The sequence below is a fragment of the Rubrivirga marina genome (genome assembly GCF_002283365.1).
Classification (GTDB): domain Bacteria; phylum Bacteroidota; class Rhodothermia; order Rhodothermales; family Rubricoccaceae; genus Rubrivirga; species Rubrivirga marina.
Genome location: NZ_MQWD01000001.1, coordinates 2,804,467 through 2,831,180, shown reverse-complemented (window position 1 = coordinate 2,831,180; position 26,714 = coordinate 2,804,467). Strand labels below are relative to the sequence as shown.

Annotated in this window: 24 protein-coding genes and 3 tRNA genes; 13 read left to right on the top strand and 14 right to left on the bottom strand. The window is 70.2% G+C overall.

Annotated features, from left to right (window positions below):
• The first annotated feature begins 196 nt into the window (after positions 1-196).
• The 3 genes from BSZ37_RS11830 to BSZ37_RS11820 all read left to right on the top strand — a co-directional run bounded on the left by BSZ37_RS11830 (position 197) and on the right by BSZ37_RS11820 (position 6,370).
• Positions 197-3,685, top strand: coding sequence for a class I SAM-dependent DNA methyltransferase (locus BSZ37_RS11830; RefSeq protein ID WP_095510740.1), 3,489 nt, complete (start codon positions 197-199; stop codon positions 3,683-3,685).
• A gap of 72 nt (positions 3,686-3,757) precedes the next feature.
• The gene (locus BSZ37_RS11825; protein ID WP_095510739.1) at positions 3,758-4,597 is read left to right on the top strand and encodes a MerR family transcriptional regulator; all 840 of its coding nucleotides are present in this window, start codon (positions 3,758-3,760) and stop codon (positions 4,595-4,597) included.
• Between the two features lie 219 nt (positions 4,598-4,816).
• Positions 4,817-6,370, top strand: coding sequence for a recombinase family protein (locus BSZ37_RS11820; protein ID WP_179299598.1), 1,554 nt, complete (start codon positions 4,817-4,819; stop codon positions 6,368-6,370).
• Here BSZ37_RS11820 and BSZ37_RS11815 read toward each other — a convergent pair.
• Positions 6,336-6,419 (bottom strand) — tRNA-Leu (locus tag BSZ37_RS11815). The genes BSZ37_RS11820 and BSZ37_RS11815 overlap by 35 nt on opposite strands.
• 153 nt (positions 6,420-6,572) lie before the next feature.
• On the opposite strand from BSZ37_RS11815, the gene BSZ37_RS11810 reads away from it, so the two are divergent.
• Entirely contained in the window at positions 6,573-8,618 is a 2,046-nt protein-coding gene (locus BSZ37_RS11810) for a M1 family metallopeptidase (RefSeq protein ID WP_095510737.1), read from the top strand.
• Between the two features lie 413 nt (positions 8,619-9,031).
• On the opposite strand, the gene BSZ37_RS11805 is transcribed toward BSZ37_RS11810, so the two are convergent.
• Together BSZ37_RS11805 and msrA are read right to left on the bottom strand one after the other, a co-directional pair.
• Positions 9,032-9,103 (bottom strand) — tRNA-Asn (locus tag BSZ37_RS11805).
• A gap of 161 nt (positions 9,104-9,264) precedes the next feature.
• Complete coding sequence (gene msrA / locus BSZ37_RS11800; protein WP_095512384.1) at positions 9,265-9,804, bottom strand: peptide-methionine (S)-S-oxide reductase MsrA; 540 nt, start codon at positions 9,802-9,804, stop codon at positions 9,265-9,267.
• Positions 9,805-9,912: 108 nt separating this feature from the next.
• Here msrA and BSZ37_RS11795 point away from each other — a divergent pair, with 108 nt between their 5' ends.
• Positions 9,913-10,746, top strand: a complete 834-nt coding sequence (locus tag BSZ37_RS11795) for a type 1 glutamine amidotransferase (RefSeq protein WP_095510736.1) — start codon at positions 9,913-9,915, stop codon at positions 10,744-10,746.
• Here BSZ37_RS11795 and BSZ37_RS11790 read toward each other — a convergent pair.
• The 7 genes from BSZ37_RS11790 to thiO form a co-directional block, all read right to left on the bottom strand.
• Complete coding sequence (locus tag BSZ37_RS11790; RefSeq protein ID WP_218830490.1) at positions 10,695-11,657, bottom strand: YheT family hydrolase; 963 nt, start codon at positions 11,655-11,657, stop codon at positions 10,695-10,697. The genes BSZ37_RS11795 and BSZ37_RS11790 overlap by 52 nt on opposite strands.
• 48 nt (positions 11,658-11,705) lie before the next feature.
• A tRNA-Arg gene (locus tag BSZ37_RS11785) sits at positions 11,706-11,779 on the bottom strand.
• Positions 11,780-11,880: 101 nt separating this feature from the next.
• Positions 11,881-12,705 (bottom strand): bifunctional hydroxymethylpyrimidine kinase/phosphomethylpyrimidine kinase, encoded by an 825-nt coding sequence (gene thiD / locus BSZ37_RS11780; RefSeq protein WP_218830489.1) that lies wholly within the window; start codon positions 12,703-12,705, stop codon positions 11,881-11,883.
• 61 nt (positions 12,706-12,766) lie between these two features.
• Positions 12,767-13,381, bottom strand: a complete 615-nt coding sequence (locus tag BSZ37_RS11775; protein WP_179299597.1) for a thiamine phosphate synthase — start codon at positions 13,379-13,381, stop codon at positions 12,767-12,769.
• Between the two features lie 50 nt (positions 13,382-13,431).
• Positions 13,432-14,259: a thiazole synthase gene (thiG, locus tag BSZ37_RS11770; protein ID WP_095510733.1), complete on the bottom strand. Its 828-nt coding sequence runs from the start codon at positions 14,257-14,259 to the stop codon at positions 13,432-13,434.
• Positions 14,256-14,465, bottom strand: coding sequence for a sulfur carrier protein ThiS (thiS, locus tag BSZ37_RS11765; protein ID WP_245838629.1), 210 nt, complete (start codon positions 14,463-14,465; stop codon positions 14,256-14,258). Before thiS ends, thiG begins: the two co-directional genes overlap by 4 nt.
• A 14-nt stretch (positions 14,466-14,479) precedes the next feature.
• Positions 14,480-15,625, bottom strand: coding sequence for a glycine oxidase ThiO (gene thiO / locus BSZ37_RS11760; RefSeq protein ID WP_179299596.1), 1,146 nt, complete (start codon positions 15,623-15,625; stop codon positions 14,480-14,482).
• Between the two features lie 70 nt (positions 15,626-15,695).
• Between thiO and BSZ37_RS11755 the strand changes: the two genes are divergently transcribed.
• From BSZ37_RS11755 to BSZ37_RS11745, 3 genes are all read left to right on the top strand, one after another.
• A complete protein-coding gene (locus BSZ37_RS11755) occupies positions 15,696-16,766 on the top strand; it encodes an NAD(P)/FAD-dependent oxidoreductase (protein WP_179299595.1) in 1,071 nt (356 codons plus the stop codon).
• Positions 16,767-16,858: 92 nt separating this feature from the next.
• The gene (locus tag BSZ37_RS11750) at positions 16,859-17,929 is read left to right on the top strand and encodes a class I fructose-bisphosphate aldolase (protein ID WP_095510731.1); all 1,071 of its coding nucleotides are present in this window, start codon (positions 16,859-16,861) and stop codon (positions 17,927-17,929) included.
• A 102-nt stretch (positions 17,930-18,031) separates the two neighbouring features.
• The gene (locus tag BSZ37_RS11745) at positions 18,032-18,418 is read left to right on the top strand and encodes a hypothetical protein (RefSeq protein ID WP_095510730.1); all 387 of its coding nucleotides are present in this window, start codon (positions 18,032-18,034) and stop codon (positions 18,416-18,418) included.
• A gap of 1 nt (position 18,419) precedes the next feature.
• Here the strand turns inward: BSZ37_RS11745 and BSZ37_RS11740 are convergent, their stop codons facing one another.
• Entirely contained in the window at positions 18,420-19,349 is a 930-nt protein-coding gene (locus BSZ37_RS11740; RefSeq protein ID WP_218830487.1) for a class I SAM-dependent methyltransferase, read from the bottom strand.
• Complete coding sequence (locus tag BSZ37_RS11735; RefSeq protein ID WP_095510729.1) at positions 19,346-20,149, bottom strand: TerC family protein; 804 nt, start codon at positions 20,147-20,149, stop codon at positions 19,346-19,348. The genes BSZ37_RS11740 and BSZ37_RS11735 overlap by 4 nt, the downstream gene beginning before the upstream one ends.
• Positions 20,150-20,334: 185 nt before the next feature.
• Between BSZ37_RS11735 and BSZ37_RS11730 the strand changes: the two genes are divergently transcribed.
• Positions 20,335-22,194: an ATP-binding protein gene (locus BSZ37_RS11730; RefSeq protein ID WP_095510728.1), complete on the top strand. Its 1,860-nt coding sequence runs from the start codon at positions 20,335-20,337 to the stop codon at positions 22,192-22,194.
• 6 nt (positions 22,195-22,200) lie between these two features.
• Here the strand turns inward: BSZ37_RS11730 and BSZ37_RS11725 are convergent, their stop codons facing one another.
• Entirely contained in the window at positions 22,201-22,392 is a 192-nt protein-coding gene (locus BSZ37_RS11725) for a type II toxin-antitoxin system Phd/YefM family antitoxin (RefSeq protein WP_095510727.1), read from the bottom strand.
• A 106-nt stretch (positions 22,393-22,498) separates the two neighbouring features.
• On the opposite strand from BSZ37_RS11725, the gene BSZ37_RS11720 reads away from it, so the two are divergent.
• Both BSZ37_RS11720 and lpdA read left to right on the top strand, forming a co-directional pair.
• A complete protein-coding gene (locus tag BSZ37_RS11720) occupies positions 22,499-22,807 on the top strand; it encodes a EutN/CcmL family microcompartment protein (protein ID WP_095510726.1) in 309 nt (102 codons plus the stop codon).
• A gap of 175 nt (positions 22,808-22,982) precedes the next feature.
• Positions 22,983-24,425, top strand: a complete 1,443-nt coding sequence (gene lpdA, locus BSZ37_RS11715; protein WP_095510725.1) for a dihydrolipoyl dehydrogenase — start codon at positions 22,983-22,985, stop codon at positions 24,423-24,425.
• 101 nt (positions 24,426-24,526) lie between these two features.
• Here lpdA and BSZ37_RS11710 read toward each other — a convergent pair whose 3' ends face one another.
• Entirely contained in the window at positions 24,527-25,333 is an 807-nt protein-coding gene (locus tag BSZ37_RS11710) for a hypothetical protein (protein WP_143537638.1), read from the bottom strand.
• Between the two features lie 97 nt (positions 25,334-25,430).
• On the opposite strand from BSZ37_RS11710, the gene BSZ37_RS11705 reads away from it, so the two are divergent.
• Positions 25,431-25,943 (top strand): pyridoxamine 5'-phosphate oxidase family protein, encoded by a 513-nt coding sequence (locus BSZ37_RS11705; RefSeq protein WP_095510723.1) that lies wholly within the window; start codon positions 25,431-25,433, stop codon positions 25,941-25,943.
• 76 nt (positions 25,944-26,019) lie between these two features.
• Entirely contained in the window at positions 26,020-26,691 is a 672-nt protein-coding gene (locus BSZ37_RS11700; protein ID WP_095512379.1) for a class I SAM-dependent methyltransferase, read from the top strand.
• The last annotated feature ends 23 nt before the right edge of the window (positions 26,692-26,714 follow it).

Here is a 26,714-nt window from a genome sequence, read left to right as displayed (position 1 = left end):
GACCCAGGGTCTCGGCCAAGTTCAGCCACTGTGCATCGACAGCCCTGCGTCAGGTCCTCTGGACGATGTGCGCGGCGCCGTGCTAGGCTCGCTTCTCGTTTGACAGAGCGGATTCCTGCGGGTTCGTTCGGTTCTCGATTTCGGAAGGGCTCAGGTCGAGGTGTGGGAATAGTATTGGCCAGCGACTCATGTGCCGATGCTCCGACCAAACACCTCAGTCCCGAACCCGGTAGATGCCTTTATAGAGCGCTGGAAACGCGCCCAAGCTGCTGAACTCGCCAACGCGCAGTCGTTTCTGAAAGAGCTGTGCCGGGACGTGCTTGGCGTCGCGGAGCCCGAGCCGGCCACGAAGAACCCGGCGCGCGACGCCTACGTGTTCGAGCGGCCCGTCGTCTTCGACGATCAGGCGCAGCAGGCCGGAGGCCGGATCGACCTCTACCGGCGCGGCTGCTTTGTGGCCGAGACGAAGCAGGGCGTAGACGAGGAAAGGCGCAGGCGCGGGAAGACCCGCAGCGCTGGACACGGCACGCGCGGATCGGCCGCGTGGGAACGGACGATGCGGGCCGCGAAAGAGCAGGCCGCCCGCTACGCGCGAAACCTCGACGTGGGCGACTGGCGAGAGCCAGTACCACCACTGCTCCTCGTGATCGACGTGGGGCACTGCATCGACCTCTACGCCAACTTCGGCCATCCGCAGCGCTACGTCCCCTCCCCTGACCAACGGGGCTACCGCGTCTTCCTGACGGACCTAAGGGATGACGCCGTGCGAGAGCGGCTGAGGCTGGTATGGACGGACCCCGAGGCATTGGACCCGAGCCGGAGGCAGGCCGAGGCAACCCGCGCGCTCGCAGTCACACTCGCGGAGTTGGCGACCTCGCTAGAGGCCGACGGCCATGCCCCGGCGGAGGTGTTCGGTTTCCTGACTCGGAGCCTGTTCACCATGTTCGCCGAGGACACCGGCCTCCTCCCCGAGCGCGCGTTCACGGGCCTGCTGGAGAGCTACCGGGACAGTCTCGACGTGCTCCCCGACGGGCTCGCGGCGCTCTGGCACACGATGGACGCGGGTGGGTTCTCCCCCGACCTCCGCGCCCGCGTCCGCCGGTTCAACGGGCGGCTGTTCTCGGAGACCAACGCCCCGGCGCTATCGAGGCCTCAGCTCGACCTTTTGCTGACCGCCGCTCGGGCCAACTGGCGCGACGTTGAACCGGCCATCTTCGGGACGCTCCTAGAGCGGGCGTTGGACCCCCGAGAGCGGCACAAGCTCGGCGCCCACTACACGCCTCGGGCCTACGTCGAGCGGCTTGTCGTCCCGACCGTGATCGAGCCGCTCCGCAAAGAGTGGGAGGCCATACAGGCCGCCGTGGCGAGCCTTGAGGAAGTGCACGAGACGAGCGAGTACCCCACCGACCGGGCACGGGCCGCCGGAGCCCGCAAGACCCGAGCGGCCGTCACGGAGACGCTGAACGGCTTCCAGCGTCGCCTGACGAGCGTCCGCGTGCTCGATCCGGCCTGCGGATCTGGCAACTTCCTCTACGTGACCCTGGAACACCTGAAACGGCTGGAAGGCGAGGTGCGACAGACGCAGGAGCAGTACGGCGTGGCCGCTCTGGAGATGGAGAGCGCCGCCGTGACGCCGCAGCAGTTCCTCGGGATCGAGGTCAACCCGCGCGCCGCCGCGCTCGCGGACCTCGTATTGTGGATCGGGTACCTCCAGTGGCACCTCCGCACCTACGGGGGTCCTCAGGCCATCACCGATCCCGTGCTCCAGGCCTACGGCAACGTGGTGTGCCGGGACGCCGTGCTGGACTACGCCGAGCGGATCCCGCGCACCGGAGACGACGGCGAACCGCTGACGGTCTGGGACGGGCGAACGACCATGCCGCACCCCGCGACGGGCGAACCTGTCCCCGACACCGAGGCCCGCGTGCCGGTCTTCGACTACGCCGACCCGACCCCGGCCGCGTGGCCGTCCTCACACTTTCTTGTGGGCAACCCGCCGTTCGTCGGAAGCCAGATGATGCGGGACGCCCTAGGCGACGGGTACACCGAGGCCCTGCGGGCGGCTTACCCCGAGGTCCCCGGATCGGCGGACCTCGTGATGTACTGGTGGGAGAAGGCGGCCGACGCCGTGCGGCACGGGCGGGCGGAGCGCTTCGGGTTCATCACGACTAACTCGATCACGCAGACGAACAACCGGCGTGTAGTCGAACGGCACCTGTCAGCCGACCCGCCGCTGGCGCTGGCCTACGCCGTGCCGGATCACCCATGGGTAGACGGCACGCTCGGCGCCGCCGTCCGCGTAGCAATGACCGTGGGCGTGCTTGGTCCGGCCGAGGGCGAGCTGGCGACCGTGATGAGTGAGGAGCGCGTCGAGGGAGACGATGCCCGGCGACTGGAGATGGAGTACCGCCGGGGAGAGGTGTTCGCGGACCTGACAATAGGCGTCGACGTGACTGGGGTAAAGCCGCTTGAATCCAACCGCGACCTCAGTTTCATGGGCGCCAAGCTGGTGGGCGACTTCACCGTGACGGAGGAGGAGGCGCGGGCATTGGGCCTCGGCGCTGACCCCGCCGTGACGCTCCACCTCCCCCGCTTTCGCAATGGGAGCGATGTGGTGCGGATCTCACGCGACGTGCGAGTGATCGACCTCTACGGCCTAACGGCCGAGGAAGCCCGTGACCGCGTGCCCGCGCTCTACCAGCGCGTCCGGGACCGCGTGAAGCCCGCCCGCGACCAGAACAAGCGGAAGGTCCGCCGAGAAAACTGGTGGCTTCATGGCGAGACCATCCCGGCATTTCGGGACGCCGTGCGCGGCCTGCCCCGCTACATCGTGACCCCGGAGGTGTCCAAGCACCGCGTCTTCGCCTTCCTCGACGGGGACATCCTGCCTGACGGGGCGCTGATCGCCGTGGCCTCTGACGACTCCTACACCCTCGGCGTGCTCTCCAGCCGCCCGCACGTCGTTTGGTCTCTCGGTGTTGGCGGCCGTCTCGGCGTCGGCAATGACCCGCGCTACACGAGCACGAAGACGTTTCAGCCCTTCCCGTTCCCGGACCCGACGGGGGACCAAAAGAGCACCATCCGGGACCGCGCCGAACTGCTGCACGCCCACCGCAACCGCGTGCAGGCGGAGCACCCTGACCTCACACTGACTGCCCTCTACAACGCGCTGGAGGCCGTCCGGTCCGGCGTACCGCTGGAGGGCAAGACGCGGGACACGTACGAACGGGGGCAGGTGGGTATCCTCCAGGAGCTTCACGACGCGCTCGACGCTGCCGTGTTCGAGGCCTACGGTTGGCCCGCCTCCCTCTCAGACGAGGACATTCTGCGGCGCGTGGTCGCGCTGAACGGGGCCCGACAGCAGGAGGAGGACGCCGGGCGCGTGCGCTACCTCCGGCCCTCCTACCAGAACCCCGGTGCCGCCGACCAACTCGGCCTCGGCGTCGAGGTGGAGGCCGTCGAGGCCCTAGCTGTTGCCGCCGAGCCGGTCCCGTGGCCCGACACCCTGCCCGGCCGCGCGCTGGAACTCCGGCGCACGTTGGAGAGCGCGCCCGGTCCTCTGACCGTGGAGCAGGTGGCCCGCCACTTCATCCGAGCCCGTCGCGCCGACGTATCCACGCTGCTGGATACCCTAGTCGGCCTCGGCCAAGCCCGACTCACAGAGGGGGGGGAGTACGGGGCCTGACCTAAAGTTTCCGGTTGCGGAAGGATCCAGTGCCGGCTAGTTTCGGCCCTAAACCTTCCCGCACCGGAAACTTTGAGCTCTGATCAATCAACCTTCCAGAAAGAGAACCTGCGGCGGCTCCGAGCCGGTCGGCAGGTGGTGCGGGGTGACGGCCACTTCGTCCGGTTCTATGGGCTCGTTGAATCGGACGATTTACCCGAGATGCTGGCGGCCATCCGCGCCAAACGCTTCACTGCGGAGCGCACAGACGCTAGTTCGCGCGTGGTAAACCTGTGGGAGTCGGAAGGCGTTGTGGACGACCCGAGGGAGGACGGACAAGGCTGGCGACGGTACAGCATCATGGACCTCGCGTGGCTTGGCTCGATCATGGAGCTCCGTCGGTTCGGGGTTCCGAGTTCGACGCTGCGTGAGGCCAAGCAGGGCATCCGCAAACTCGACCCGCCAGGCCTTCGAGCGGGGGGTCTGAGACTATTCGAGTTCTACGTGCTGGAAGCAATGCAAGGCGTGCCCGCCTATCTGCTCGTGTTCGAAGATGGCGAGGTCGAGTTGGCGAACGAACGCGAGTACGCCAACAACCAGTTGTTCACCCCTCTTGCTGACCACGTCCGCATCAGCCTCAACCGAGTAGTCCAAAAGATTCTCCCGAAGCTCGACCTAACGCCAGAGTACAAGCCGGGCGTACTGGTTAGCGACGCCGAGTTCAAGGTGATTCACGCTATCCGAGACCCCGGCAACCTCAGACTGAGAGTCAAGCTCAAGGAGGGGCGTCCTGTGATGTTGGAGCGAGAACGTGCCGGCGACGGGAAGACCCTCGAGGAACTACTAGAGGAGGCGGATCACACGGAGCTGACCGTCAAGAGGCAGGACGGCAAGACTGTGCACCTCTCCCAAGTGCTTAGAGAAAAGCTTTGACATGCCGCTCGCTGACCGGAGGCCCCGGAGGCGAAGCCATGACCCCTCACACGACCTGTTGACCGGAGACCCCGGAGGCTGGCCCCGCGAATCCATGAATGCTCTCCATCGAGGCGTGCCGCTCCATTCTGGAGCAGGACGGCGCCACCTACACTCGCGCAGAAACCGAGGCGCTGCGGGACCTCCTATATCAGCTCGCCTTGATCGAGTACGATGAACATGCCCACCAGCAAAAGGACGCGCCGTGCGATCATCTATACTCGCGTCTCGACGGACGATCAAGCAGAACGCGGTTACAGCCTCCGCGACCAAGAGGCGAAGCTTAGGGAGTACTGCCTGAGAAGAGGGATCGAGGTCGCAGCGCACTTCCAAGACGACTACTCCGCGAAAACGTTTGAGCGGCCGGAGTTTAAAAAGTTGCTGGCCTACATCCGAACGAACAAAGGGAATGTGGATCTCCTGCTGGTCCTCAAGTGGGATCGGTTCTCGCGCAGCAGCGAGCATTCCTGGAGCATGGCCGCTACACTCAAAGGCCTCGGGGTTGAACTCCAATGCGTCGAGCAACCGGTAGACGGGAGCCCCGAGAGCCTGATCTTAAAAGCGCTCTACTTCGCCGTAGCTGAGGTTGACAACCTTCGCCGCTCTCAGGCCACGCGCGACGGGATGCGCCGAGCGAAACTGGAGGGCCGCTACGTCACCAAGCCGCCGCTCGGGTACTCGAAAGGCCGTGACGAAACGGACCGGCCCCTGATGCGCCCGAACGAGGATGCCCCCGCGATGCGCGAGGCATTCGAGATGGTGGCCTCCGGTGTCTACCTCCCGTCCGAGGCCCTATTGCACATCCGCAAGCGCGGCGTACGCTGCGGAAAGAGCCAACTCTACAACTTCCTTCATAACCCGGCCTACGCTGGGCTGATCCGCGTCGACGCCTACGGCGACGAACCAGAACGACTGGTGCCGTCGCTGCACGAGGCGCTGATCTCGGAGCAGACGTTCTGGCGTGTGCAGGAAATCCTCGACGGGAATCAGAAGACCGGCGGCCCTCGCCCCCGCCGACGTGCGGAGTACCCGCTGCGGGGGCACCTCACATGTCCAGAGTGTGGCGGCAACCTGACCGCCAGTTCCGCGAAGGGAGGCCGTTACCACTACTACCACTGCCAGCATCCGTGCTCAGTGCGGTTCCGAGCCGAAGACGCACATGGGGCACTCTTGGCACTGTTCGGAAGCATCCATGTGGCTCCCGAGATAGCGCGGCTCTACCTCGCCGTCCTCAAGGACGTGCAGGACGAACGGGAGGGCAGCCGAGAGGCCGCCAGCGCCAAAGTGGAGGCGGAGATCGACGCGCTAGACGAGAAGCTGACGGACGCTGCTGAGAAGCTGGTGGAGGGCTCCATCCCGCACGATGCTTTCATCCGATTGGTGGAGCGCTACGAGACGCAGAAGCGGGAGTTAGAGGACCGGCGCAAGGCGCTAGGCGACGACACGAGCGACCTGCTCCACAACGCGCGCTACGGCCTGTCCCTGCTGGCGGACCTCCCGCGCTACTACGCCGCCGCCGGGATCGAGGCGAAGGACCGCATCCTGAGTTCGATCTTCCCCGGCAATCTCGTCTTCGAGGACGGCGCGTATCGAACTCCTGAGTTGGCCGAGTCCATCCGCCTACTTCGGGGCAAACGGGACGGAAAACCAGCAAACGACAGAGGACCGGCCGCCGAGACTAGCAACCGGTCCTCTAAGGTGCCCGAGACTGGAATCGAACCAGCACTCCCGTAAGGGAACACGACCCTGAATCGTGCGCGTCTACCAATTCCGCCACTCGGGCTCAGGGACGCCAAAGGTAGCCCGAGGCGGGCACGGTCACCACGGGGGGCGCGGTCTCCACCGTCTCTCCACTCGCCTCGGCGCCGTCGTGGCCGCCGACGTGGCGCGAACTTGCGCGCCCGCCTCGTTCGACGCTCAAACCGCTCCGTTGCCGATGCCGCCCCGTCCCCTCGTGCTGGCCGCCGTCGCGGTCGGCCTCGCCGTCGCGCCCGCCGCGCAGCGCGTGCTCCCCTACCCGGTGATTCCGCCCCCGCAGTACCAGCACGCCATCGCCGAGGGGACGCGGACGCTCACGGGCAGCCCCGGGCCCAATCACTGGCAGAACCGCGCGGACTACGACCTCACCGCCCGCCTCGACGCCGAGGCCGCACAGATCACCGGGGCCGGAACGATCACATACACCAACGAGTCGCCCGACGAGCTGGCGTTCCTCGTCCTCAAGCTCCGGCAGAACGTCCACGCCCCCGGCGTTCAGCGGAATCGGCCCGTCGCCGTCACGGGGGGGATGACCCTGAGCACCTTCGCCGTCAACGGGACGGACTACGAGGACGTGACCGTCGGGGCGACGCCCGGCTCCTACCAGGGAACCGTCGAGCCGGGCCAGTACGCCATCTTCGGGACCGTCATGACCGTCGGCCTCGAGGACCCGCTCGGGCCGGGAGAGACGGCGGCGATCGACGTCGCCTGGAGCTACACCGTCCCGCCCGCGACCGGCACGTTCCGCCAGGGAACCGACGGCGAGGTGTTCTACCTCGGCTACTGGTACCCCACCGTCGCCGTCTACGACGACGTCTACGGCTGGCACACCGACCCCTACCTCGGGATGGGCGAACACTACCTCGAGGTCGGCGACTTCCTGGTCGCGTTCGACGCGCCCGCCGACATGCTCGTCTACGGCACCGGCCGCCTGGTCAACGAGGAGGAGGTCTACGCCGACCGGACCCGCCGGCGCCTCGCCGACGCGCTCGGCGGCGACGAGGTCGTCCACGTCGTGACCGAGGCGGACCGGGCGGACGCCCTCGCGCCCGCCCCCGAGGGGCGCCGCGTGTGGCGCTTCGAGGCCAACGAGGTCCGCGACGTGGCCCTCTCCGCCTCGGCGGCGTACGTGTGGGACGCGACCCGGGCGCTTGTCGACCAGGACGAGGACGGGACGGCCGATGACGCCGTCCTCATCAACAGCTTCTACCGACCCGGCACCGCCGCCTGGGGGCGCTCCGCCGAGTTCGCGGCCTTCTCCATCGAGCACCTCTCGGAAACGCTCTGGCCGTACCCCTGGCCCCACATGACCGCCGTCGAAGGTGTCATCGCCGGCGGAATGGAGTACCCCATGATGACGCTCATCGGCGGTGACCGGACCGACGCCTCGCTGTTCTCTGTGACGTACCACGAGATCGCTCACATGTGGTACCCCATGATGGTCGGCTCGAACGAGACGGCGTTTACCTGGATGGACGAGGGCCTGACGTCGTTCAACACGAACGAGGGGATCGACGCCTTCTGGGACGGCTCGGCGCCGGATCGCGAGCGGATCGACGCATGGGACCGGCGCCGCCAGTCGCACTACCTCCTCGCCGGCACGGGCTACGCCGTCCCGCCGATGCGCCACAACGACCGGTACCCCGTCGGCGGCGGGACGCGGCAGGTCGACCCCGTCGGCGGGAACGCGCGGGGGGTGGCGTCCTATTCCACGCCGGCCGTCGCGCTCCACGCGCTCGCCGGGCTCTACGGCCGCGACGCCTTCTTTGAGGCCTACCGCGAGTACGGCCGACGCTGGCGGGGCGCCCACCCCTACCCCTACGACTTTTTCAGCACCATCGAGGACGGCCTCGGCGAGGACCTCGACTGGTTCTGGACACCGACGTTCTTCGACACCTGGACGGTCGATCACGGAATCGGGTCCGTCCTCGCGTCGGCCGGTGGCGCAGTCGAGGTGAGGATCGTCGACCTCGGGATGGCGCCGATGCCGGCGCCGGTCCGCGTGACCTACGCCGACGGGCAGACGGCGGAGCAGCGCGTGCCGGTCGAGACGTGGCTCGGCGGCGCGGATGAGGCGACCCTCACGTTCCCTGCCGGGGAGGTCCTCCGCGTCGAGCTCGACCCCGACGGCTACGTGTTCGACGCCAACCCGACCAACGACACGTGGGAGGCGCCCTCACCCGCGACCGAGGCGAGCCCGGGCGAGGGCGGCGGCGAGCGCTAGATCTCCGCGTAGCCTCGCGCCCGGCTCAGCGCGAACCGGAGACCCCGGCTGTCCCGGATGGCCTCACGAAACAGGTCGCCGCGGCGCCGAGCCGTCTGCGTCAACCCGAGCGCCCACCACATCAGGCTGGCATGCCCCGAAAGCGGCATCCCTCGCAACTCGCTCCGTGCCGAAAGGCGCCCGCCGACGACCGACCGGACCCACGGCGCTGGATGGCGGCGGGACGGGGCATTGGCCGGAGGCGACGACACAGGAGGTACGGGAGGAGTGGCTCCCACTGATCGAGCAGCAGGGCGAGCCGTTCCTGGGTGGGCGGAGGATCCGGGATTGGCCTACAGACACCTGATTTTCCACCAGGCGTCGCCCCCTAAAATGAACGAACGCCCCCTCCGAGTCGGAGGGGGCGTGCTGGGCGGGCCAGGTAGGATTTGAACCTACGACCGTCCGGTTAACAGCCGGATGCTCTACCACTGAGCTACTGACCCAAGGCCGTCCCGCCGGGCGGGAAGCGGCTCGAAGGTAGAGCCGCGGCGGGGCGCCGCGCAATCGGCCCGGTCGGGTGCGGGCCCCTTTCACGTCCGCTTCGCCAGCGTATGCGCCGCCCCCCCGAGGCCGGCCGCCTCGGTACGAGGGCGGGCGGGACCCGTCAGGCAGCCAGCTTGTCGAGGTACAGCTTCCGCAACTTCGACACCTTGGGCGCGATGACGGCCTGGCAGTAGGGCTGGGCCGGGTTCCGGGCGAAGTAGTCCTGGTGGTAGGCCTCGGCCGCGTAGAACGTGTCGAGCGGCTCGATCTCCGTCACGATCGGGTCGTCATAGATCCCGGCGTTGGTGATCTCGCGGACGACGGCCTCGGCCTGCTCGCGCTGCGCGTCACTGGAGACGTAGACGCCCGATCGGTATTGCGTCCCCACGTCGGCGCCCTGGCGGTTGAGCGTCGTCGGGTCGTGAGTCGTAAAGAAGACGGTCAGGAGGTCGTGGAGCGAGATCACATCGGGGTCGAACGTGACCTCGACGACCTCGGCGTGGCCGGTCCGGCCGGAGCAGACCTCGCGGTACGTCGGGTTGTTGACGTGGCCATTCGCGTAGCCGGAGACGACGCGCTCGACGCCGCGGAGCGGCGTCATCACGGCCTCGACGCACCAGAAGCAGCCGCCCCCGAGAACGATGGATTCGGTCTGTGCCATGAGGAAGTTCGAGAGGTGGATCGAAGCGTCCAACGTCGCCGCCTCGACGTGGCTCCGAGCGGGGTCCGTACTCTGGCGATCTTCCCACGTCGCCGCCCCGCCCGCCACATGGCCCCTGACCTCTCCGCCGTCCGTGTCCGCCTCGTCCAGATCCGGACGAACGCCGCCGTGCTCCGCGAGGAGCAGGAGAGCTTCCGCGCTCGCTGCGGCCTCGGGCCCGACGCGTTCCTCCTCACGAACGCGCTCCGAGACGACCTTTCCCCCGCCCTGCTCGACGGCGTCGATGCCGTCATGATCGGCGGCGCCGGCGCGTACTCGGTCACGATGACGTACGACTGGACGCCGGCCCTGATCGACCTGTGCCACGCCTGCGCCGACGGCGGGGTCCCGCTCTTCGGGTCGTGCTGGGGCCACCAGTTCATCGCGCGGGCCTTCGGGGGCGAGGTCGTTCACGACCCCGACCGGACCGAGATGGGGACACATGAGGTGGTGCTCACCGACGCCGGCCACGCGGACCCCCTGTTCGGGACGCTGCCGAACCGCTTCGCGACACAGATGGGCCACCAGGACCGCGTGGCGCGGCTGCCGGCCGGCGCCGTCGAACTGGCGACCAACGACCGAGCGCCGCATCAGGCCTTCCGCCTCGGCGACGCGCCGATCTACGGGACCCAGTTCCACACCGAGCTCGACGAGGAGACCGAGCGCCAGCGGCTCCTGGCCTACCGCGACCACTACGCCGAGATGGCCGACGAGGCCGCGTTCCAGTCCGTGCTCGACACCCTCCGCCCGTCGCCCGAGGCCGACGACCTCCTCCGGCGGTTTCTCCTCCTCTACGCGACGGAAGATGACGCCGACCGCGCGGCGTCCGACCCCGCCGTGGGTGGGGAGGCTCACCGTCTCACGGCGTCGACGAATCGCCCCACGACCTCCTCGGACCAGTAGGGACCGGAGCGTCGGATGAACCCGACGTGCCCACCGTATCGTGGAGTGAGAAGCGTGAGGTACGGGTTGGCCGCAGCCGACGCAGTGGGAAAGCACGACGGCGCGAGTAACGGGTCGTCGAGTGCGTTCACGAGGAGCGTCGGCACGCGGATCTCGGGGAGGACGGGGAGGGACGAGGCCCTCGCCCAGTAGTCCTCGGCGCTCTCGAACCCGTGGACGGGGGCCGTGAACAGCCCGTCGAACTCGCGGAACGTGCGGGCCTGGCGGACGACCTCGGGGTCGGGGGCGCCCTCGAAGCGGTCGGCCTTCTCGGCCACCTTCCCCGTCAGCGACCGCATGAACCGGAGCATGTAGATCCTCCGGCTCCACGCCTCCATCGTCTCCGACGAGCCCGCGAGGTCGACCGGCACCGACACGCCGGCCCCCGCCACCACGCGCGGGTCGACGTCTTCGCCCTGCTCGCCGAGCCACTTCAACGTGAGGTTGCCGCCGAGGCTGAACCCGACCACGGCCACCTCGGCGGCGCCCTCGGCCAGGACGTGGTCCACGACGGCGCCGAGGTCGCCGGTCATCCCGCTGTGGTAGGCGCTGAGGAGCCGGTTCGGCTCGCCCGAGCACCCTCGGAGGTTCCACGCACACACCGTCCAGCCCCGCCAAGCGAGGTCGCGCGCCATCCCGCGGACGTAGGCCCGGTCGCTGCTGCCCTCCAGCCCGTGCGCGATCACGGCGACGGACGCGCCCTCCGGTCGGCCGACCCAGTCGAGGTCCAGAAAGTCGCCGTCGTCGAGCTCCAGCCGCTGGCGCCGGTAGGACACGCCGTTGACGCGACGGAAGAGCGTCGGGAGGACCGTCTGGAGGTGGCCGCTGCGGAGCGCCAGCGGTGGGCGGTACGGGGGCGGGTCGAAGTCCACGGGCGGCCTGAAACGAAAAGCGCCCCCCGCGGGTGGCGGAGGGCGCTGCGCGCCGGGGAGGATTCGAACCCCCGACCTTCGCATCCGTAGTGCGACGCTCTATCCAGCTGAGCTACCGGCGCAGCGAACGGGTCACCCCGTCAGCGCGTCGAAGATAGACCGCGCGCGGGAGCGGCCTCAAGTGAAGAGCCGCGGAACGCGGCGGGGCTGTCGACCGGGGCCCTCATCCCCAGGCCTCGGCGCCACTCAGAAACCACAAATGGCGGGTCGGGCCGTGGCCGCCGCCGAGCGGGAGCGCGTTCCGGATGGCCTGCTGGACGTAGCCTCGGGCCCGGCCGACCGCCTCCTCCAGGTCGAGGCCCCTCGCGAGGTTCGCCGCGATCGCGCTCGCGTAGGTGCAGCCCGTCCCGTGCGTGTGCGGCGTGTCGACGCGCTCCTCGCGGAACACGGCCTCGCCGTCGCCCCAGACCAGGAGGTCGACCGCCTCGGTCTCGTCATCGAGGTGGCCGCCCTTGACGAGGACGGCGGCGGGACCGAGGCGGAGGATCGCGTCGGCGGCGCGCCGGGCGTCGGCGAGCGAGCGGACGTCGAAGCCGACGAGCCGGGCGGCCTCGTGGGCGTTCGGGGTGGCGAGCGCCGCGAGCGGGAGCATCCGCCGGATCACGGACGCGACGGCGTCGGGATCGAGGAGGGCGTGGCCGCTCTTCGAGATCATCACGGGGTCGACCACGACGGGCGCCAGCGCGTGCCGCGCGATCCCGTCGGCGACGGCCTCGACGATCTCCACCGAGGCGAGCATTCCCGTCTTGACCGCGCCGATGGGCAGGTCGTCAGCCACGGCGTCGATCTGCGCGGCGATCACGTCGGTCGGGACCGCGTGGACCGCGGTGACGGACCGGGTGTTCTGCGCCGTGATCGCGGTGAGGACCGACATGCCGAAGACGGCGTGTGCCTCGAACGTTTTCAGATCGGCCTGGACCCCGGCGCCGCCACCCGAGTCCGAGCCGGCAATCGTAAGAGCAGTGGGGATCGGGGGGGACGAGGTCACGGACGAGTCGGGAGGCGGGCGAAGTCTTCGGGGGTGAACACTCACTCCCCCGGTGACTTGTTCACTCCGCGACCGCGTCCAAAAACTGGCCGACGGTGCGGGCGGCGTCCCAGGCAAAGAGGAGCGATGAGATGGCCGCCGCGCCGTGCGCGCCGACGAGGCGAGCGATGCGGGCTCGGGGCGGCGTCATCCCGCCGAGGGCGAGGACGGGCAGTCCAGAGCGCTCCGCCGCGAGCCGGAGCGGGTCGATACCAGTCGGCACCGTGTCGGGGTGAGTCCGCGTGGCGAAGACGGGCGAGAACGTGACGTAGTCGGCTCCGCCTTTGCGGGCCGCGAGCGCGGCGCTGGCCGAGTGCGCCGAGACGCCGACCGGCCCCGCCACCCCCGCCGCGACGGCCTCCTCCAGCGACGCCCCGAGGCGGCCGACGTGGAGCCCGGCGTCGAGAGACTGGGCCACGTCCAGCCGGCCGTGGACCGACAGGGTCACGTCGGACCGGACGGCCCGCACCGCCTCGGCGACATCGTGGGCGGCCTCGGCGAACGTCCCGTCATCGGCCTTCTGGTCGCGGAGCGAGACCCACGGCACGCCGGCCTCCACCAGCTCCACGACCCGACTCCGAATCTCGTCGGCCGGAAGCTCGACGCGGCCCGTCGCGAACCCGTCCGCGATCAGCAAGAGACGCGGGACGGTCCGCCCCCTGGCCGCTCCCTCGTCCCCCACCCCTCCTACTCGTCCACCTCGACGCGGCCGGCGTCGGGGGTCGAGGCCTGGGCGTAGAGGCGGCGCGGGATCCGGCCGGCGCTGCGGGCGAGACGTCCGCCCGTCACCGCGTGGCGGATCGCGGCGGCCATCTGGGCCGGGTGCTGCGCCCCCGAGACCGCCGTGTTGAGGAGGACGCCGTCGTAGCCGAGTTCCATCGCCCGCGCGGCGTCCGACGCCGTCCCGATGCCGGCGTCGACGACGAGCGGGACGTCGGGCAGGAGCTCGCGGATGATCCGGAGCGCGTACGGATTGACGAGCCCCATCCCGCTCCCGATCGGCGCCGCGAGGGGCATGACGGCCGCGCAGCCGAGGTCGGCCAGCTTCCGCGCCGTGATCGGGTCGTCGCCGCAGTACGCGAACACCTGGAAGCCGTCGGCGACGAGTTCCGAGGCGGCCTTGAGGAGTTGGACGGCGTCGGGGTAGAGCGTCTCGTCGTCGCCGATGACCTCGAGCTTGACCCAGTCGGTCTCGAGGGCCTCGCGGGCGAGCTGCGCCGTGAAGACGGCCTCGCGGGCGGTGTAGCACCCGGCCGTGTTCGGGAGGAGCCGGAGGCCGCGCTGGCGGAGCGCGCCGAGGAGCGTCTGCCCGTCCCCGCTCGCGTCGAGGTCGACGCGGCGTACGGACACGGTGACGACCTCGGCGCCCGAGGCGTCGACGGAGTCGAGGAGCGTCTGGAGACTCGGGTAGCGGCTCGTACCGAGGAGCACGCGGCTCCCCAGGTCGGCGCCACCGACGGTCCACAGGTCCGCGGGGGCGTCGACCTGGGGAGACTCGGCGTTCATCGTCGTCATCCCCCTTGCGAGGCCGTGATGATCTCGACGCGGTCGCCGTCGTCGACGGTGGTCTCGGCCCACCGCGAGCGTGGGACGACGCGGTCGCCGACGGCGACGGCGACGCCGGGCTGGCCGGGGTCGCGGCCGAGGTGGTCGAGGAGGGCGTCGAGGGCGAGCGGCACGGGCACGTCGCGGGGCTCGCCGTTGATGCGGAGCGTGGGCACGGGGTGCGGGGGGATCAGTCCGGGAACCGGAGGGGCGAGAACGGGGCGAGGACGGGCGCTGTTTCGGCCGCGCCGTCGAGGAGCCGGTCTACTTCGGCGGCGACTTCCTCGGCGGTGACGGGCGCCAGCAACACGCCGTGCCGGTAGTGGCCGGTCGCGTAGACGACACCCGGGTGCGGGCTCCGCCCGAGGAGGGGCGCGTGGTCGCGCGACGCCGGCCGGTGCGCGGCCCACGTCTCGACGAGTTCCATCTCCTCGACGCCCGGGACGATCTCGACGGCCCCCTCCAGCAATCGGTACACGCCGCCGGCCGTCACCCGACGATCCGTCACGCCCTCCTCGCTCGTGGCGCCGACGATGAGCCGGCCGTCGGCCTTCGGGACGAGGTACGCATCGGGACCTCGGACGACGTGCCCGAGGTCGAGGCCGCGCTCGGGGTCGAGCCGCAGCGCGAGCGCCTGCCCTTTCACCCCGCGGACCGGCGGCGCGGGGTCCAGCCCGCCGATCGAAGGACTCCATGCCCCCGCCGCCAGCACGACGACGCGTGCGACCACCTCGGTGCCGTCCCCGAGGCGGACGGTGGGCGCCTCGACGTCCGGCCCGATGTGGACGACCGCCGTGCCCTCGCGGAGCTCTGCCCCGGCCCGTCGGGCCGCGACGGCCAGCGCCGCCACGACGGCGCGGTGGTCCACCTGGTGGTCCTCGGGTGAGAACACGGCGCCCGGTAGACGAGGCGACAGCAGCGGTTCGAGGTCGACGGCCTCCTCGCCCGACAGCCACTCGACCGGCGCCCCGTGCTCTTCCTGGAACCGGAAGAGCCGGCGGAGGGCATGGAGACTGTCCCGGTCGTCAGCGACGACGAGGGTTCCCTCCTCGCGGTACCCGACCTCGGCGCCGCTGGCGGCTTCGAGGCGGCGGGCGAAGGCGCGCCACCGGGCGAGGCTCTCGCGGCCGAGCGCGTAGAGGTCGAGCTCCTCGAAGCCGAGCTCGGCCGACGGCGCGAGCATCCCGGCCGCGGCCCACGATGTGCCTCGCCCCAAGCGGTCACGCTCCAGCACGACGACGCGCCTCCCGCGCGCGGCGAGCTCCCACGCCACCCCGAGCCCGGCGATACCGCCTCCGACGACGACGACTTCGGGCGATGGCAACGGCTCGGGCATGGGCGGATCTTGGATTCGCAAAGCTACCCGCCTTCGGCACCGTGACTCCCCTTCCCTCTGCTCCCTCCGCATGACCGACCGCGCGGACGTCGTGGTCGTCGGCGCCGGGCTTGCCGGGGCGTGCACCGCGCTCGTGCTGAGCCGGGACCGGCACGTCGTGGTGGTCGAGGCTGACGAGCCGGCCTCGGGCGCCAGCGGCGCGGCAGCCGGGCTCGCCAACCCGTTCATGGGCCGCGCCGCGAAACCGGCGTGGCGCCACGAGGAGGCGCTCGATGCCCTCGCGGAGCTCGCAGCCGAGGCCGGCGACGGGCTCGTCCGTCAGACCGGCGTCCTCCGGCCGGCGTCGTCGGACCGGCAGGCCGAGCAGTTCCGCGAGCGAGCCGACGCGCACGCCGACCTGACCTGGCTCCCCCCGGCTGCCAGCTCCGAACGGTGGCCGCTCGTGAGGGCCGAGCACGGGACGCTGGCCGTCCGGCGCGGCGCGTCGGTCGACATCCCGGCCTTCGTCGAAGCCGCGCTCGCGACTGCGGAAGCCCGCGGTGCCGAGGTGGTCCGCGCTCGGCTCCGTGGCTGGAGCTCCGAAGGGAGTCGAACGATTGCAATAACGGATCAATGTGAGATCCGCACCTCGCACCTCCTCCTCACGGTGGGCGACGGCGCCCGGCGCCTCGCGCCGCTGGCCGGGCTCCCCCTCCACCGCGTCAAGGGCCAGACGGTCCGCCTCGGTCGGCCGGAGGGCCTCCCGGCAGATCACCCCGCCGTCGCTGGGGCGGGCTACGCCGTGCCCACCGAGGCGGGCGTGGTCGTGGGCTCCACGTTCGAGCACGACTTCGACGCGCTCGCGCCCGACCCAGCCCTCGACGCCGGGCTGGTGGCGAAAGGCGCTGCGCTGCTCCCGGCCCTCGATGGCGCCCCCGTTCTCGACCGGCGGGCGGGCGTCCGAGTGACCGTCCCGTCGACCGTCTCCCCCCGGCGCCTCCCGCTCGCGGGGCCGCTGCGGGGCCACCCCGGCGTCTGGGTCGTCACCGGGCTCGGCGCCAAGGGCCTGCTGACGGCGCCCCTCCTCGCCCGGCGGCTCCCGGCCGCGCTCGACGGCGTCCGGCCGCTCCCCGCGGAACTGTGGCCCCTCGCGAGCATGTAGATCCCGCACAGGAACCGCTTCCACTTGTCGCTGCGGGGCGGCGACCTGGGCCTCCCGCCTATCTTCACGTCCTCCCCTCACACGCTCGACTCATGTCTCAGCCCACGATCGAAGAGTACCTCGGCGACGAGGCCGACTCGCTCCTCGGCTTCTCCGACCCGAAGATCTCGAAGGACCGCCTTCACCTCCCCGGCCCCGACTGGGTCGACCGCGCGTTCGGGCCGTCGGACCGGCCGATCCCCGTCCTCCGCTCGCTCCAGCAGCTCTACGACCACGGCCGCCTCGGCGGGACCGGCTACCTCTCGATCCTCCCCATCGACCAGGGCATCGAGCACTCGGGCGGCGCGTCGTTCGCCAAGAACCCGGACTACTTCGACCCCGAGAACATCATCGAGCTCGCGATCGAGGGCGGGTGCAACGGCGTCGCCACCACGTACGGGGCGCTCGGGATGGTGGCACGGAAGTACGCCCACAAGATCCCGTTCATCCTCAAGATCAACCACAACGAGCTCCTCACCTACCCCAACACCTACGACCAGGTGATGTTCGCCCGCGTCGAGGAGGCGTGGAACATGGGGTGCGTGGCCATCGGCGCGACCATCTACTTCGGCAGCGACGAGTCGAGCCGGCAGATCCAGGAGGTCTCGCAGGCATTCGCGATGGCCCACGAGCTCGGGCTCGGCACGATCCTCTGGTGCTACGTCCGCAACGAGGCGTTCACCATCGAGGGGACGAACCACGAGACGTCGGCCGACCTCACGGGCCAGGCCAACCACCTCGGCGCGACGCTCGAGGCGGACATCCTCAAGCAGAAGCAGCCGACCACAAACGGCGGGTTCACGGCCCTCAACTCGGGCGACAGCTCGTACGGCAAGCTCGACGAGCGGATGTACTCCGACCTCTCCTCGGACCTCCCGATCGACCTCACGCGGTACCAGGTGGCCAACGGCTACATGGGCCGGGCCGGGCTGATCAACTCGGGCGGCGGCTCGGGCGCCAACGACTTCGCGCAGGCCGTCCGCACGGCGGTCGTCAACAAGCGCGCGGGCGGGATGGGCCTGATCTCGGGCCGCAAGGCGTTCCAGCGCGAGCGCTCGGAGGGCATCCGGCTGCTCAACACGATCCAGGACGTCTACCTCGACGACGCGGTGACGGTCGCCTAGCGCTGGCCTGTCCCGCCTCGACGCCGAGGCGGGCGGACCCGCACCTTTCGGGCGGGGGCTCCGTAGCGGGCCCCCGCCCGCTTTTCGTACCCCCCCGCCCCCATGTCGAAGTCCGACGTCGGCCTCCTCGCCCTCAACCTCGTCACGCTGCTGATGGCCGTCGTCGGCCTGACGGCCCAGCACGTCGACCCGATGGGGATGGCGCTGGCCCTCACGCTCGTGACGACGATCGTCAACGGCGGCGCGCTGCTCCGTCGGGGCCGGCGCCCCGCTCCCATGCCCCGACTCCCCGAGGCCGACGAACTGGACGCGCGCCACGTGCTCGACCTCGACGCCCGGCTCGAGGCGCTCGAACGGGCCTACGGCGACGCCGCCGACGCCGCGAAATGGCGAGCCCTCGTCGCCAGCGGCCAGGTCTCGGGCCCCGCCGCCGACGCCCCTGAGGCGGGGGAGGCCGCCCGGGGGCACACCCGCAACGGCGTGGCCTGAGCTACTCCGCCGGGCGCCGGAAGACCAGGAGGTGCTGCTGAGGGAGGTCGTCGCGGTTCTCGACGAACACGAACCCGGCGGCCTCGACCTCGCGCCGCGCCTGCGCCTCAGTCATCTTGTGGAGCCGGCGGATCGGGACGTCGGGGTCCTCGGCCCGGTACTCCACGAGCACGAGTCGGCCGCCCGGCCGCGTGGCCTCGAAGATGGAGGCCAGCATCTCGCTCGGATTCGAGAACTCGTGGTACGCGTCGACGATGAGCGTGAGGTCGGTCGACTGCGGGCGGAGGCCCGGGCTGGTCACCGACCCGAGCACGGGCGCCACGTTGTCGAACCCCTCCGTCGTCGCGCGCTCCTCGATGATGCGGAGCATCTCGGGCTGGATGTCGACGGCGTAGACGCGGCCATCGGGCACCAGGGGGGCCAGCCGGAAGGTGAAGTAGCCCGTGCCAGCGCCGAGGTCGGCCACGACGTCGTCGGGCTTGAGGTCGAGGGCGCGGATGAGGACGGCCGGGCGCTCCTCGCGCTCGCGGTCGGGCCGTTCGAGCCACGCCGCGCCGCGGTGGCTCATCACGCGCGCGATCTCGCGGCCCATGAAGTAGCGGCCCGTCCCGTCGGCCGACGCCGGCCCGTCCTCGTAGGCCACAGCGTCGTCCTGCGAGAACCCGCGGATCGCGAGCCGGCCCGCCTCCGTCTCGAGCGAGCCCGCGCGGGCGTCCTGGGGCGCCAGCGACCGCGGCACAGCGACCGCGTCCGCCTCGCGGGACGGCTCGGGGGTCTGGGCGCGGCACCCCACCGCGACGGCGACGGCGAGGGCCAGGAGCGCGAGGACGCGCATGGGGGGGACGGTGAGTGCAGACGTCCAGCCGCGCCCAGGTCGGTCGGGGTCACGCGCGGGCACCGCCGACGGCTCGTTGGGATCGGCGGGGCTCATGCGTTCGGGAACTCGGGCGACGGGATCCCCGGCCCGACGCCGGGGCCGGGGCCTCGGAGCTTGACCGGAGGCGTCTGCTTGGTCTTGGCCGCCCGGAGGTTGAGGAACTCGACGAGCAGCGAGAACGCCATGGCCCCGTAGATGTAGCCCTTCGGGATCTCGCGCCCGAAGCCCTCGGCCACGAGGACGAACCCGACCATGAGCAGGAACGAGAGCGCGAGCATCTTCACCGTGGGATGCTTCTGGATGAACTCAGAGATGGCCCGAGCCGAGGCCATCATGATCGCGATCGCGACGACCACGGCCACGATCATGACCCCGATCTCGTCGGCCATGCCGACGGCCGTGATGACGGAATCGAGCGAGAAGACGAGGTCGAGGATGAGGATCTGGAAGATGACGCTGCCGAACGTGGCCGCCTTGCCCCCCGACGCGTGGTGGTCCCCCTCGCCCTCTAGCTTGTTGTGGATCTCGTGGGTGCTCTTATAGATCAGGAACGCCCCGCCAAGGAGGAGGATGAGGTCGCGTCCGGTGACCTCGGCCATCTCCTCGCCCCCGAACGGAAGATGGAACAGCTCCGCCGTCAGCCCCATCACCCAGCCGATGGCGAGGAGCAACGCGATCCTGCCGAACATGGCCAGCCCGAGCCCGATGGTCCGGGCCTTGGCCTGCTGGCTCTCCGGGAGGCGCCCGGCGAGGATGGAGATGAAGACGACGTTGTCGATCCCGAGAACGACCTCCAGCGCGGTCAGGGTGCCGAGGGCAACCCATGCTTCGGGCGAGGCGATCCAGTCGAACATGTGCGGGCGGGTGAGGAGCGGCTAGGACGGCGGACGGGCGCCGACCGGTTCCACGAAGTGTAGCTCCGCTTGCGAAAGACGCGCCCCGAGGATCGGCCAACGTCCCGTCGAGGCCGGCAACCTCGGGGGCGGTCGGCGCGTCCCGCCTCGGTACCTTCCCCGCCTGAGCCGAACCCCTCCCGTCGATGCCCGACACGACCGCCGCCGACCCGCTCGCCCACTACCCCTCGTGGGCCCGCGAGCTCGCCCGCCGCTACTTCACCAAGACGCTCAACCAGTTCATCCTGCACGGGAACGTCCGCGACCTCGTCCCGACGCTGGACGAGCGCGGCCAGCGGGCCTACGTCCCGCTCCGCGAGTTCCTGGCCGAGGACCTCTTCGCCGGCCGCGACGTCGTCGTGTTCTACGACCGCTCCGACGGGATCCACTTCGAGGACCCGGAGAGCCGGAAGGACTTCAACCGGGCGCTCTCGGGCTACGACACCATCTTCGGCACGGAGTATGCCAAGAAGCTCCCGAAGGACCCGGCGCGCGTCTTCGCGCTCCTTGACAACTACTTCCGCCTGCGCCTCGCCGACGGCAAGCGGATCGCCTGCGTCGTCGACTACGCCGAGACGGTGATCCCGATGTCGGAGGCCGCGAGCTACTCGTCGGAGGACCGGGCCGCGCTCGTGACGCTCCAGAAGTGGGCGCACGACCCGCTCCTGCTCCGGGCCGACTTCACGCTGGCCCTCATCGCGGAGAACCTCAACGACCTCTCGCGGGCGTTCATCCAGAGCCCGTACAACGCCGAGCTCGAGATCACATTCCCGGAGATGGACGAGCGCCAGGGGTTCGTGGCGTGGTTCCTCGGCCAGCAGCGCGACGGCCGCGCCCGGTTCAAGAAGTTGTCGTCCGTCGAGGACCTCACGCTCGCCCAGAACACGGCCGGGCTGGGGTACGTCCAGCTCCGGACGATCCTCGCCGACGTCCTCGAGAACGAGCGCCCGCTCACCTTCGAGTCGCTCAGCGAGAAGAAGAAGGAGCTCATCGAGGCCGAGGCCTACGGGCTCCTCGAGTTCGTCGAGACCGACTACACGCTCGACATGGTCGCGGGTCACGCCGAGGCGAAGCAGCACCTCCGCGGCGCCGCCGAGGCCATCAAGGCCGGCCGCCCCGACGTCATGCCGATGGGCTACCTCGTGAGCGGCCCGGTCGGGACCGGGAAGACGTTCCTCGTGACGACGTTCGCGGGCGAGATCGGCATCCCGATGGTCAAGCTCAAGAACTTCCGCTCGCAGTGGCAGGGCGTGACCGAGGGCAACCTCGAGAAGATCCTGACCCTTCTCCGGGCCATGAACCCCGTCGCCGTCATGATCGACGAGGCCGACGCCGCGCTCGGCGACCGCAACGCGCAGGGCGACAGCGGCGTCTCCAGCCGCGTGTTCGGCCAGATCGCGCAGGCCATGTCCGACACGCGCTTCCGCGGCAAGATCATCTGGTTCCTCGTGACCGCCCGGCCCGACCTCATGCCGGTCGACCTCAAGCGGCAGGGCCGCGCCGAGGAGCACCTCGGCCTGTTCTACCCCTCAACCAGGGAGGACCGCGAGGAGCTCCTCCGCGTGATGATGCGGAAGACGGGCGTCGAGGTCGACATGTCGGACGTCCCCGACGCGCTACTCGATGGCGAGCGGACCTACTCGGGCGCGGACATGGAGGCGCTTCTGACCCGGGCCAAGTTCCGCGCCGCCACGCACGCGTTCGACGAGGAGCCCGCGCCGGCCGAGGCCGCCCCCTCCGGGGACGGCGTCGCGACGGAGGCGCCGGCCCCGCCGGAGGCGGCCGAAGACCACTCCGACGGAGCCCGGATCGACCGCGAGACCCTCCAGGCGGTCGTCGACGACTTCGTGCCCCCCTCCTACCCGCTCCAGGTGGAGCTTCAGACCCTCGTGGCCGTCATGGAATGCACCAGCCGCTCGATGCTCCCGGAGCGGTTCCGCTCGCTCGACCGCGAGGCGACCGTGCGACGGGTCGGGGAGCTCAAGCGGCTGGTGGGCGACCGGTGACCCGCTCTACTTCTTGGTGTTGTACACCTTATGCATCTTCTGATAGAGGTCGTACGAGATGAGGACGGCCTCAGGCTCGTTGTTCTTCTGGATCATGATGCCGGTCTTCAGGCCTTTGGCCTGCTCGATAAGGGCCGACGTCTTGGAGCGGAGCTCGGTGACCGTGGCGATCGCCTCGATGCCCTGGGTGCTGTACATCCGGGTGGGGGGGAAAGGTGGTAGGTATGTGCGCGACGCAAGTGTGGTGGGCGCCGCCGTCATAAAATACTGAAAAGCCGCAGTTCGACCGGCTCCCTTCGCCCTCATGTACCTCGCCCGAGTCACCGGAACCGTCGTCGCAACCCAGAAGCTGTCGCCGCTGACGGGGAAGCGCCTGCTCGTGGTCCGCAAGATCGGACTCGACGGCGAGCCTCTGGGGGCGACCGAGGACGTGGCCCTCGACCCCGGCCTCGACGCCGGCCTCGACGACGTCGTGCTCGTGGCCAAGGAGGGCGCCGTCATCGCCACGCTCCTCGACGCGGACCGGACCGAGGGCCTCCCGACGCCCGCCAACGTCGTCATCGTCGCGATCGTAGACGAGTGGTCCATCGCTGGGGAGCCGGCCGGCGGGTGAGTCCGGGGGCCCGCCTCGGCGCCGAGGTGGGACGAGGCGGCTGGAGGCCCTCCGCCGAACGGAGGAACCCATCCCCGGCCCCCCGCTCCTGACTCACCCCCTCTTCAACGCCTCCGGGAGACCCCGTGCGGCAGGCCAGGGTATTCTCCCCTCCCCCCTCTACTCCCCTCTGACCATGGCGAACGCACCCTACGACGTCCTCGTGATTGGCTCCGGACCCGGCGGCTACGAGGCCGCCATCCGGGCCTCCCAGCTCGGGCTCAAGACGGCGATCGTCGAGAAGAACAAGCTCGGCGGCGTCTGCCTCAACATCGGGTGCATCCCGACCAAGGCCCTCCTCAAGTCGGCGGAGATCGCGTCGCAGCTGGCCCACATCTCGGACTACGGCTTCACGGGCGACGGGTCGGCCGTGCGACCCGACTTCGCGGCGGTCGTCCAGCGCTCGCGCGGCGTGGCCGACAAAATGAACAAGGGCGTCCAGTTCCTCATGAAGAAGAACAAGATCGACGTCCACATGGGCACGGCGACGCTCCTGGGCGGGGGCAAGGTGCGGATCGAGCCGTCGGAGACGATGGACGGCGAGACCGTCGGCCAGAGCGAGGAGATCGAGGCCACGCACATCGTGATCGCGACCGGCGCCCGCGCCCGCGAGATCCCGACGCTGCCGGTCGACGGCACGAAGATCATCGACTACCGGCAGGCCATGCTCCAGACGGAGAAGCCCGGCTCGCTCCTCGTCGTCGGCGCCGGCGCCATCGGCGTCGAGTTCGCGTACGTGTACCACCACATGGGCACCGAGGTGACCGTGGTCGAGCTCCAGGACCGCCTCGTCCCGGTCGAGGACGCCGACGTCTCGAAGGAGCTCGAGCGGGCCTACAAGAAGATGGGCATCTCGGTCATGACCGGCGCCCAGGTCACGAACGTCGACACGTCGGGCGCCAAATGCGTCGTGACGATCCAGACGTCCAAGGGCGACCAGACGGTCGAGGTCGACCAGGTCCTCTCGGCCGTCGGCGTCGTCGGCAACGTCGAGGGCTTCGGCCTCGACGAGGTGGGCGTCGAGCATGAGCGGAACGCGATCAAGGTGGACGCGATGTACCGGACGAACGTCGAGGGCCTCTACGCCATCGGCGACGTGATCGGCGGGCCGTGGCTGGCCCACGTGGCGAGCCACGAGGGGATCGTCTGCGTCGAGAACATCGCACACCAGGAGGGCAAACTCGACAAGGCCCCGCACGCCGTCGACTACCTCAACGTCCCAGGCTGCACGTACTGCCTCCCGCAGATCGGGTCGGTCGGCTACACCGAGGCGAAGGCGAAAGAGGCCGGCTTCGAGGTCCTGACGGGCAAGTTCCCGTTCTCAGCCAACGGCAAGGCCACAGCGATCGGCGACAACCGCGGGTTCGTCAAGGTCGTCGTCGACGCGAAGTACGGGGAGGTCCTCGGCGCCCACATCATCGGCCACGACGCGACCGAGATGATCGCCGAGGTCGTCACGGCGCGCGCGCTCGAGACGACGGCCCACGAGGTCATGGAGGCCATGCACCCGCACCCGACCCTCTCGGAGGCGGTCATGGAGGCGTTCAAGGACGCCTACGGGCAGGCCATCAACGCCTAGGTCTCCGGTCACCGGCTCCTCCGCCCCGCTGGCGCTCGTCGTCGGCGGGGCGGTTCCGTCTCCGCCCACCTCGGCGACGGCGTCGAGGCGGGCGGGGGCGGTCAGCCGTTCGCGGCGAGCCAGTCGGCGTCGAAGGCCGCGAGGAGGTCGCGGAGGCCGCCGTGCCACAGCCCGCGCGTGCCGTCGACTTCGCGGCGCATCCAAAAGGCGTAGGCCGCGTTGCCCTCGTAGATCGCCGTGTACTCGTTGGCGAGTGGGAGGCCGAGCTCGGACAGAAGCGCCCGGCTCTCGTCGTTGAACGCGGTCACGGAGAACCCCGGTCCGTAGGCCGGCACCGACGCGGCCGCAGACGGCGGGGCGCCGCGGAGGTACGCCGCGTAGTCGGCGAGCGGGCCGGCAGGCAGCGACGCGGGGTAGCCCTGTTCGACCAGGTCGCGGTGCGCCAGCCAGTACATCCGGGCGATCTGCCGGACGTGGTGGTCGTAGACGGGCTGCGCCAGCGTCCGGGACGCGCCCTCCGGAACCGCGTGGGCGACGGCCCACCGGACGAATGCCGGGTCGTAGCGACCGAACCGTGGCTCCGCCGTCGACTCGAAATCGAACGCGACGACGTCGGCCGTGACCGTGTGCGGGCCGCTGCGGAATGGGGTCACCGGGGCCCGCTCGACGACCTGGGCGAGCGGGAGAACGGGCGACGCGGCGCACGCCAGGCCGCGGACGCCGAAGTCCGGGTTGTACGTCCCGAAGCGTTCGAGGCAGGTGTCGACGCCACCGCCGACCGTCGGAACTCCCTCGTCGACCGCCGCCCACAGGTCGATGAGCGCGTCGCCGCCCCCCCTGCCCCCCACAGCCGGCGGCCCGGCACAGCCGACGACGAGGAGAGCGAGGGCCAGGCCAACACGAGACATGGGAACGCAGAGAATGGAACCAGAGACTACCACGCCCCGACCGAACTCCGGCCGACCCCGCACGTTTGACGCCTCCCCTCTACCTCCCCCCTCTCCCATGTCTGCCGTCTCCCCCGAAGAGCGCCAAGAGCGCATCGAGAAACTCGCCGACCTCATCGACGACATCCGGATCTGCATGCTCACGACCGTCGACACCGACGGGAAGCCGTGGTCCCGGCCGATGGCCGTCCAGGAAGTCGCGTTCGGCGGCGACCTCTGGTTTTTTACTCGCGACGACTCCGAGAAGGTCGAGCACGTCGAGCGGAACCGGAAGGTCGGCGTGACCTTCGCCCACCCCGGTCGCCAGGATTACGTGACGATGGCCGGCACCGCGCTCATCGTCAAGGACAAGGCGAAGGCCGAGGAGATGTGGTCGAAGCCGCTTGAGGCGTGGTTCCCGAAGGGCCTCGACGACCCGCACCTCCGACTCCTGAAGGTCCAGGTCGAGCGGGCCGAGTACTGGGACTCCCCGTCGAGCCCGGTCGTCTACGCCCTCGGGTTCGTCAAGTCCAAGATCACGGGCAAGCCGGCCCGTGACATCGGCGAGAACGAGAAGGTCGACCTCGAGTAGCCTCGGCGGCACGAACCCTCAGCGCTCAGGATCCCTTGTCCTGCCAATGGTGACGGGCGACGCCACCGTCCGAGGCATGAGCGACGCCCTGCACATCCGTCTCTGCCAGTCGTGGGACGCCAACGCGGATGCCTGGACCCGGGTCGTCCGTGATGGCGCGATCCCGAGCCGCCGGGCCGGGACCGACGCGGCCGTCGTCGAGGCCACGCTGAAGGGCCTGCCGCCCGGCGGGCGCGTCCTCGACGTCGGCTGCGGCGAGGGCTGGCTGAGCCGGGCGCTCGCGGCGCTCGGCGCGACAGTCCATGGAGTCGACGGAAGCGCCGGTCTGATCGAGTCGGCCCGCGAGGGCGGGGGCTCGTTCGACGTGGTTTCCTACGGGGCCGCCGAAGCCGACCCCGCCCGCCTCGGCGGACCGTACGACGCGGCCGTGTTCAACTTCGCGCTCCTCGACGAGTCGGTCGCCGGGACCCTTCGCGCCGCCGCGTCCCGGCTCGACGCCGGGGGGCGCGTGATCGTCCAGACCGTCCATCCCATCGCCGTCGACCCGCCCTACGCCGACGGGTGGCGGCAGGAGTCGTTCGCGTCGATGGCCGAGGGCTTCGAACCGATGCCGTGGTACTTCCGGACCCTAGGCTCGTGGGTCCGAGCACTCGGCACGGCGGGACTCGGGCTCACCGAGGTCGTGGAGCCGACGGACCCCGACACCGGCCACCCGCTGTCGCTGATCCTCGTCGCCGAGCCACGCTGACCCTCCCCGCCTCGGCGCCGAGG

Bases quoted from the DNA above. Each gene is read 5' to 3' on its own strand.
- BSZ37_RS11755 (WP_179299595.1), top strand. From the start codon at position 15,696: ATGACCGACCGCGCGGACGTCGTGGTCGTCGGCGCCGGGCTTGCCGGG.
- thiG (WP_095510733.1), bottom strand. From the start codon at position 14,259: ATGACGACGATGAACGCCGAGTCTCCCCAGGTCGACGCCCCCGCGGAC.
- BSZ37_RS11730 (WP_095510728.1), top strand. From the start codon at position 20,335: ATGCCCGACACGACCGCCGCCGACCCGCTCGCCCACTACCCCTCGTGG.
- BSZ37_RS11750 (WP_095510731.1), top strand. From the start codon at position 16,859: ATGTCTCAGCCCACGATCGAAGAGTACCTCGGCGACGAGGCCGACTCG.
- thiO (WP_179299596.1), bottom strand. From the start codon at position 15,625: ATGCCCGAGCCGTTGCCATCGCCCGAAGTCGTCGTCGTCGGAGGCGGT.
- BSZ37_RS11830 (WP_095510740.1), top strand. From the start codon at position 197: ATGCTCCGACCAAACACCTCAGTCCCGAACCCGGTAGATGCCTTTATA.
- lpdA (WP_095510725.1), top strand. From the start codon at position 22,983: ATGGCGAACGCACCCTACGACGTCCTCGTGATTGGCTCCGGACCCGGC.
- BSZ37_RS11735 (WP_095510729.1), bottom strand. From the start codon at position 20,149: ATGTTCGACTGGATCGCCTCGCCCGAAGCATGGGTTGCCCTCGGCACC.
- BSZ37_RS11700 (WP_095512379.1), top strand. From the start codon at position 26,020: ATGAGCGACGCCCTGCACATCCGTCTCTGCCAGTCGTGGGACGCCAAC.
- BSZ37_RS11820 (WP_179299598.1), top strand. From the start codon at position 4,817: ATGCCCACCAGCAAAAGGACGCGCCGTGCGATCATCTATACTCGCGTC.
- BSZ37_RS11810 (WP_095510737.1), top strand. From the start codon at position 6,573: ATGCCGCCCCGTCCCCTCGTGCTGGCCGCCGTCGCGGTCGGCCTCGCC.
- msrA (WP_095512384.1), bottom strand. From the start codon at position 9,804: ATGGCACAGACCGAATCCATCGTTCTCGGGGGCGGCTGCTTCTGGTGC.
- BSZ37_RS11720 (WP_095510726.1), top strand. From the start codon at position 22,499: ATGTACCTCGCCCGAGTCACCGGAACCGTCGTCGCAACCCAGAAGCTG.
- BSZ37_RS11740 (WP_218830487.1), bottom strand. From the start codon at position 19,349: ATGAGCCCCGCCGATCCCAACGAGCCGTCGGCGGTGCCCGCGCGTGAC.
- BSZ37_RS11725 (WP_095510727.1), bottom strand. From the start codon at position 22,392: ATGTACAGCACCCAGGGCATCGAGGCGATCGCCACGGTCACCGAGCTC.
- BSZ37_RS11705 (WP_095510723.1), top strand. From the start codon at position 25,431: ATGTCTGCCGTCTCCCCCGAAGAGCGCCAAGAGCGCATCGAGAAACTC.
- BSZ37_RS11710 (WP_143537638.1), bottom strand. From the start codon at position 25,333: ATGTCTCGTGTTGGCCTGGCCCTCGCTCTCCTCGTCGTCGGCTGTGCC.
- BSZ37_RS11745 (WP_095510730.1), top strand. From the start codon at position 18,032: ATGTCGAAGTCCGACGTCGGCCTCCTCGCCCTCAACCTCGTCACGCTG.
- BSZ37_RS11795 (WP_095510736.1), top strand. From the start codon at position 9,913: ATGGCCCCTGACCTCTCCGCCGTCCGTGTCCGCCTCGTCCAGATCCGG.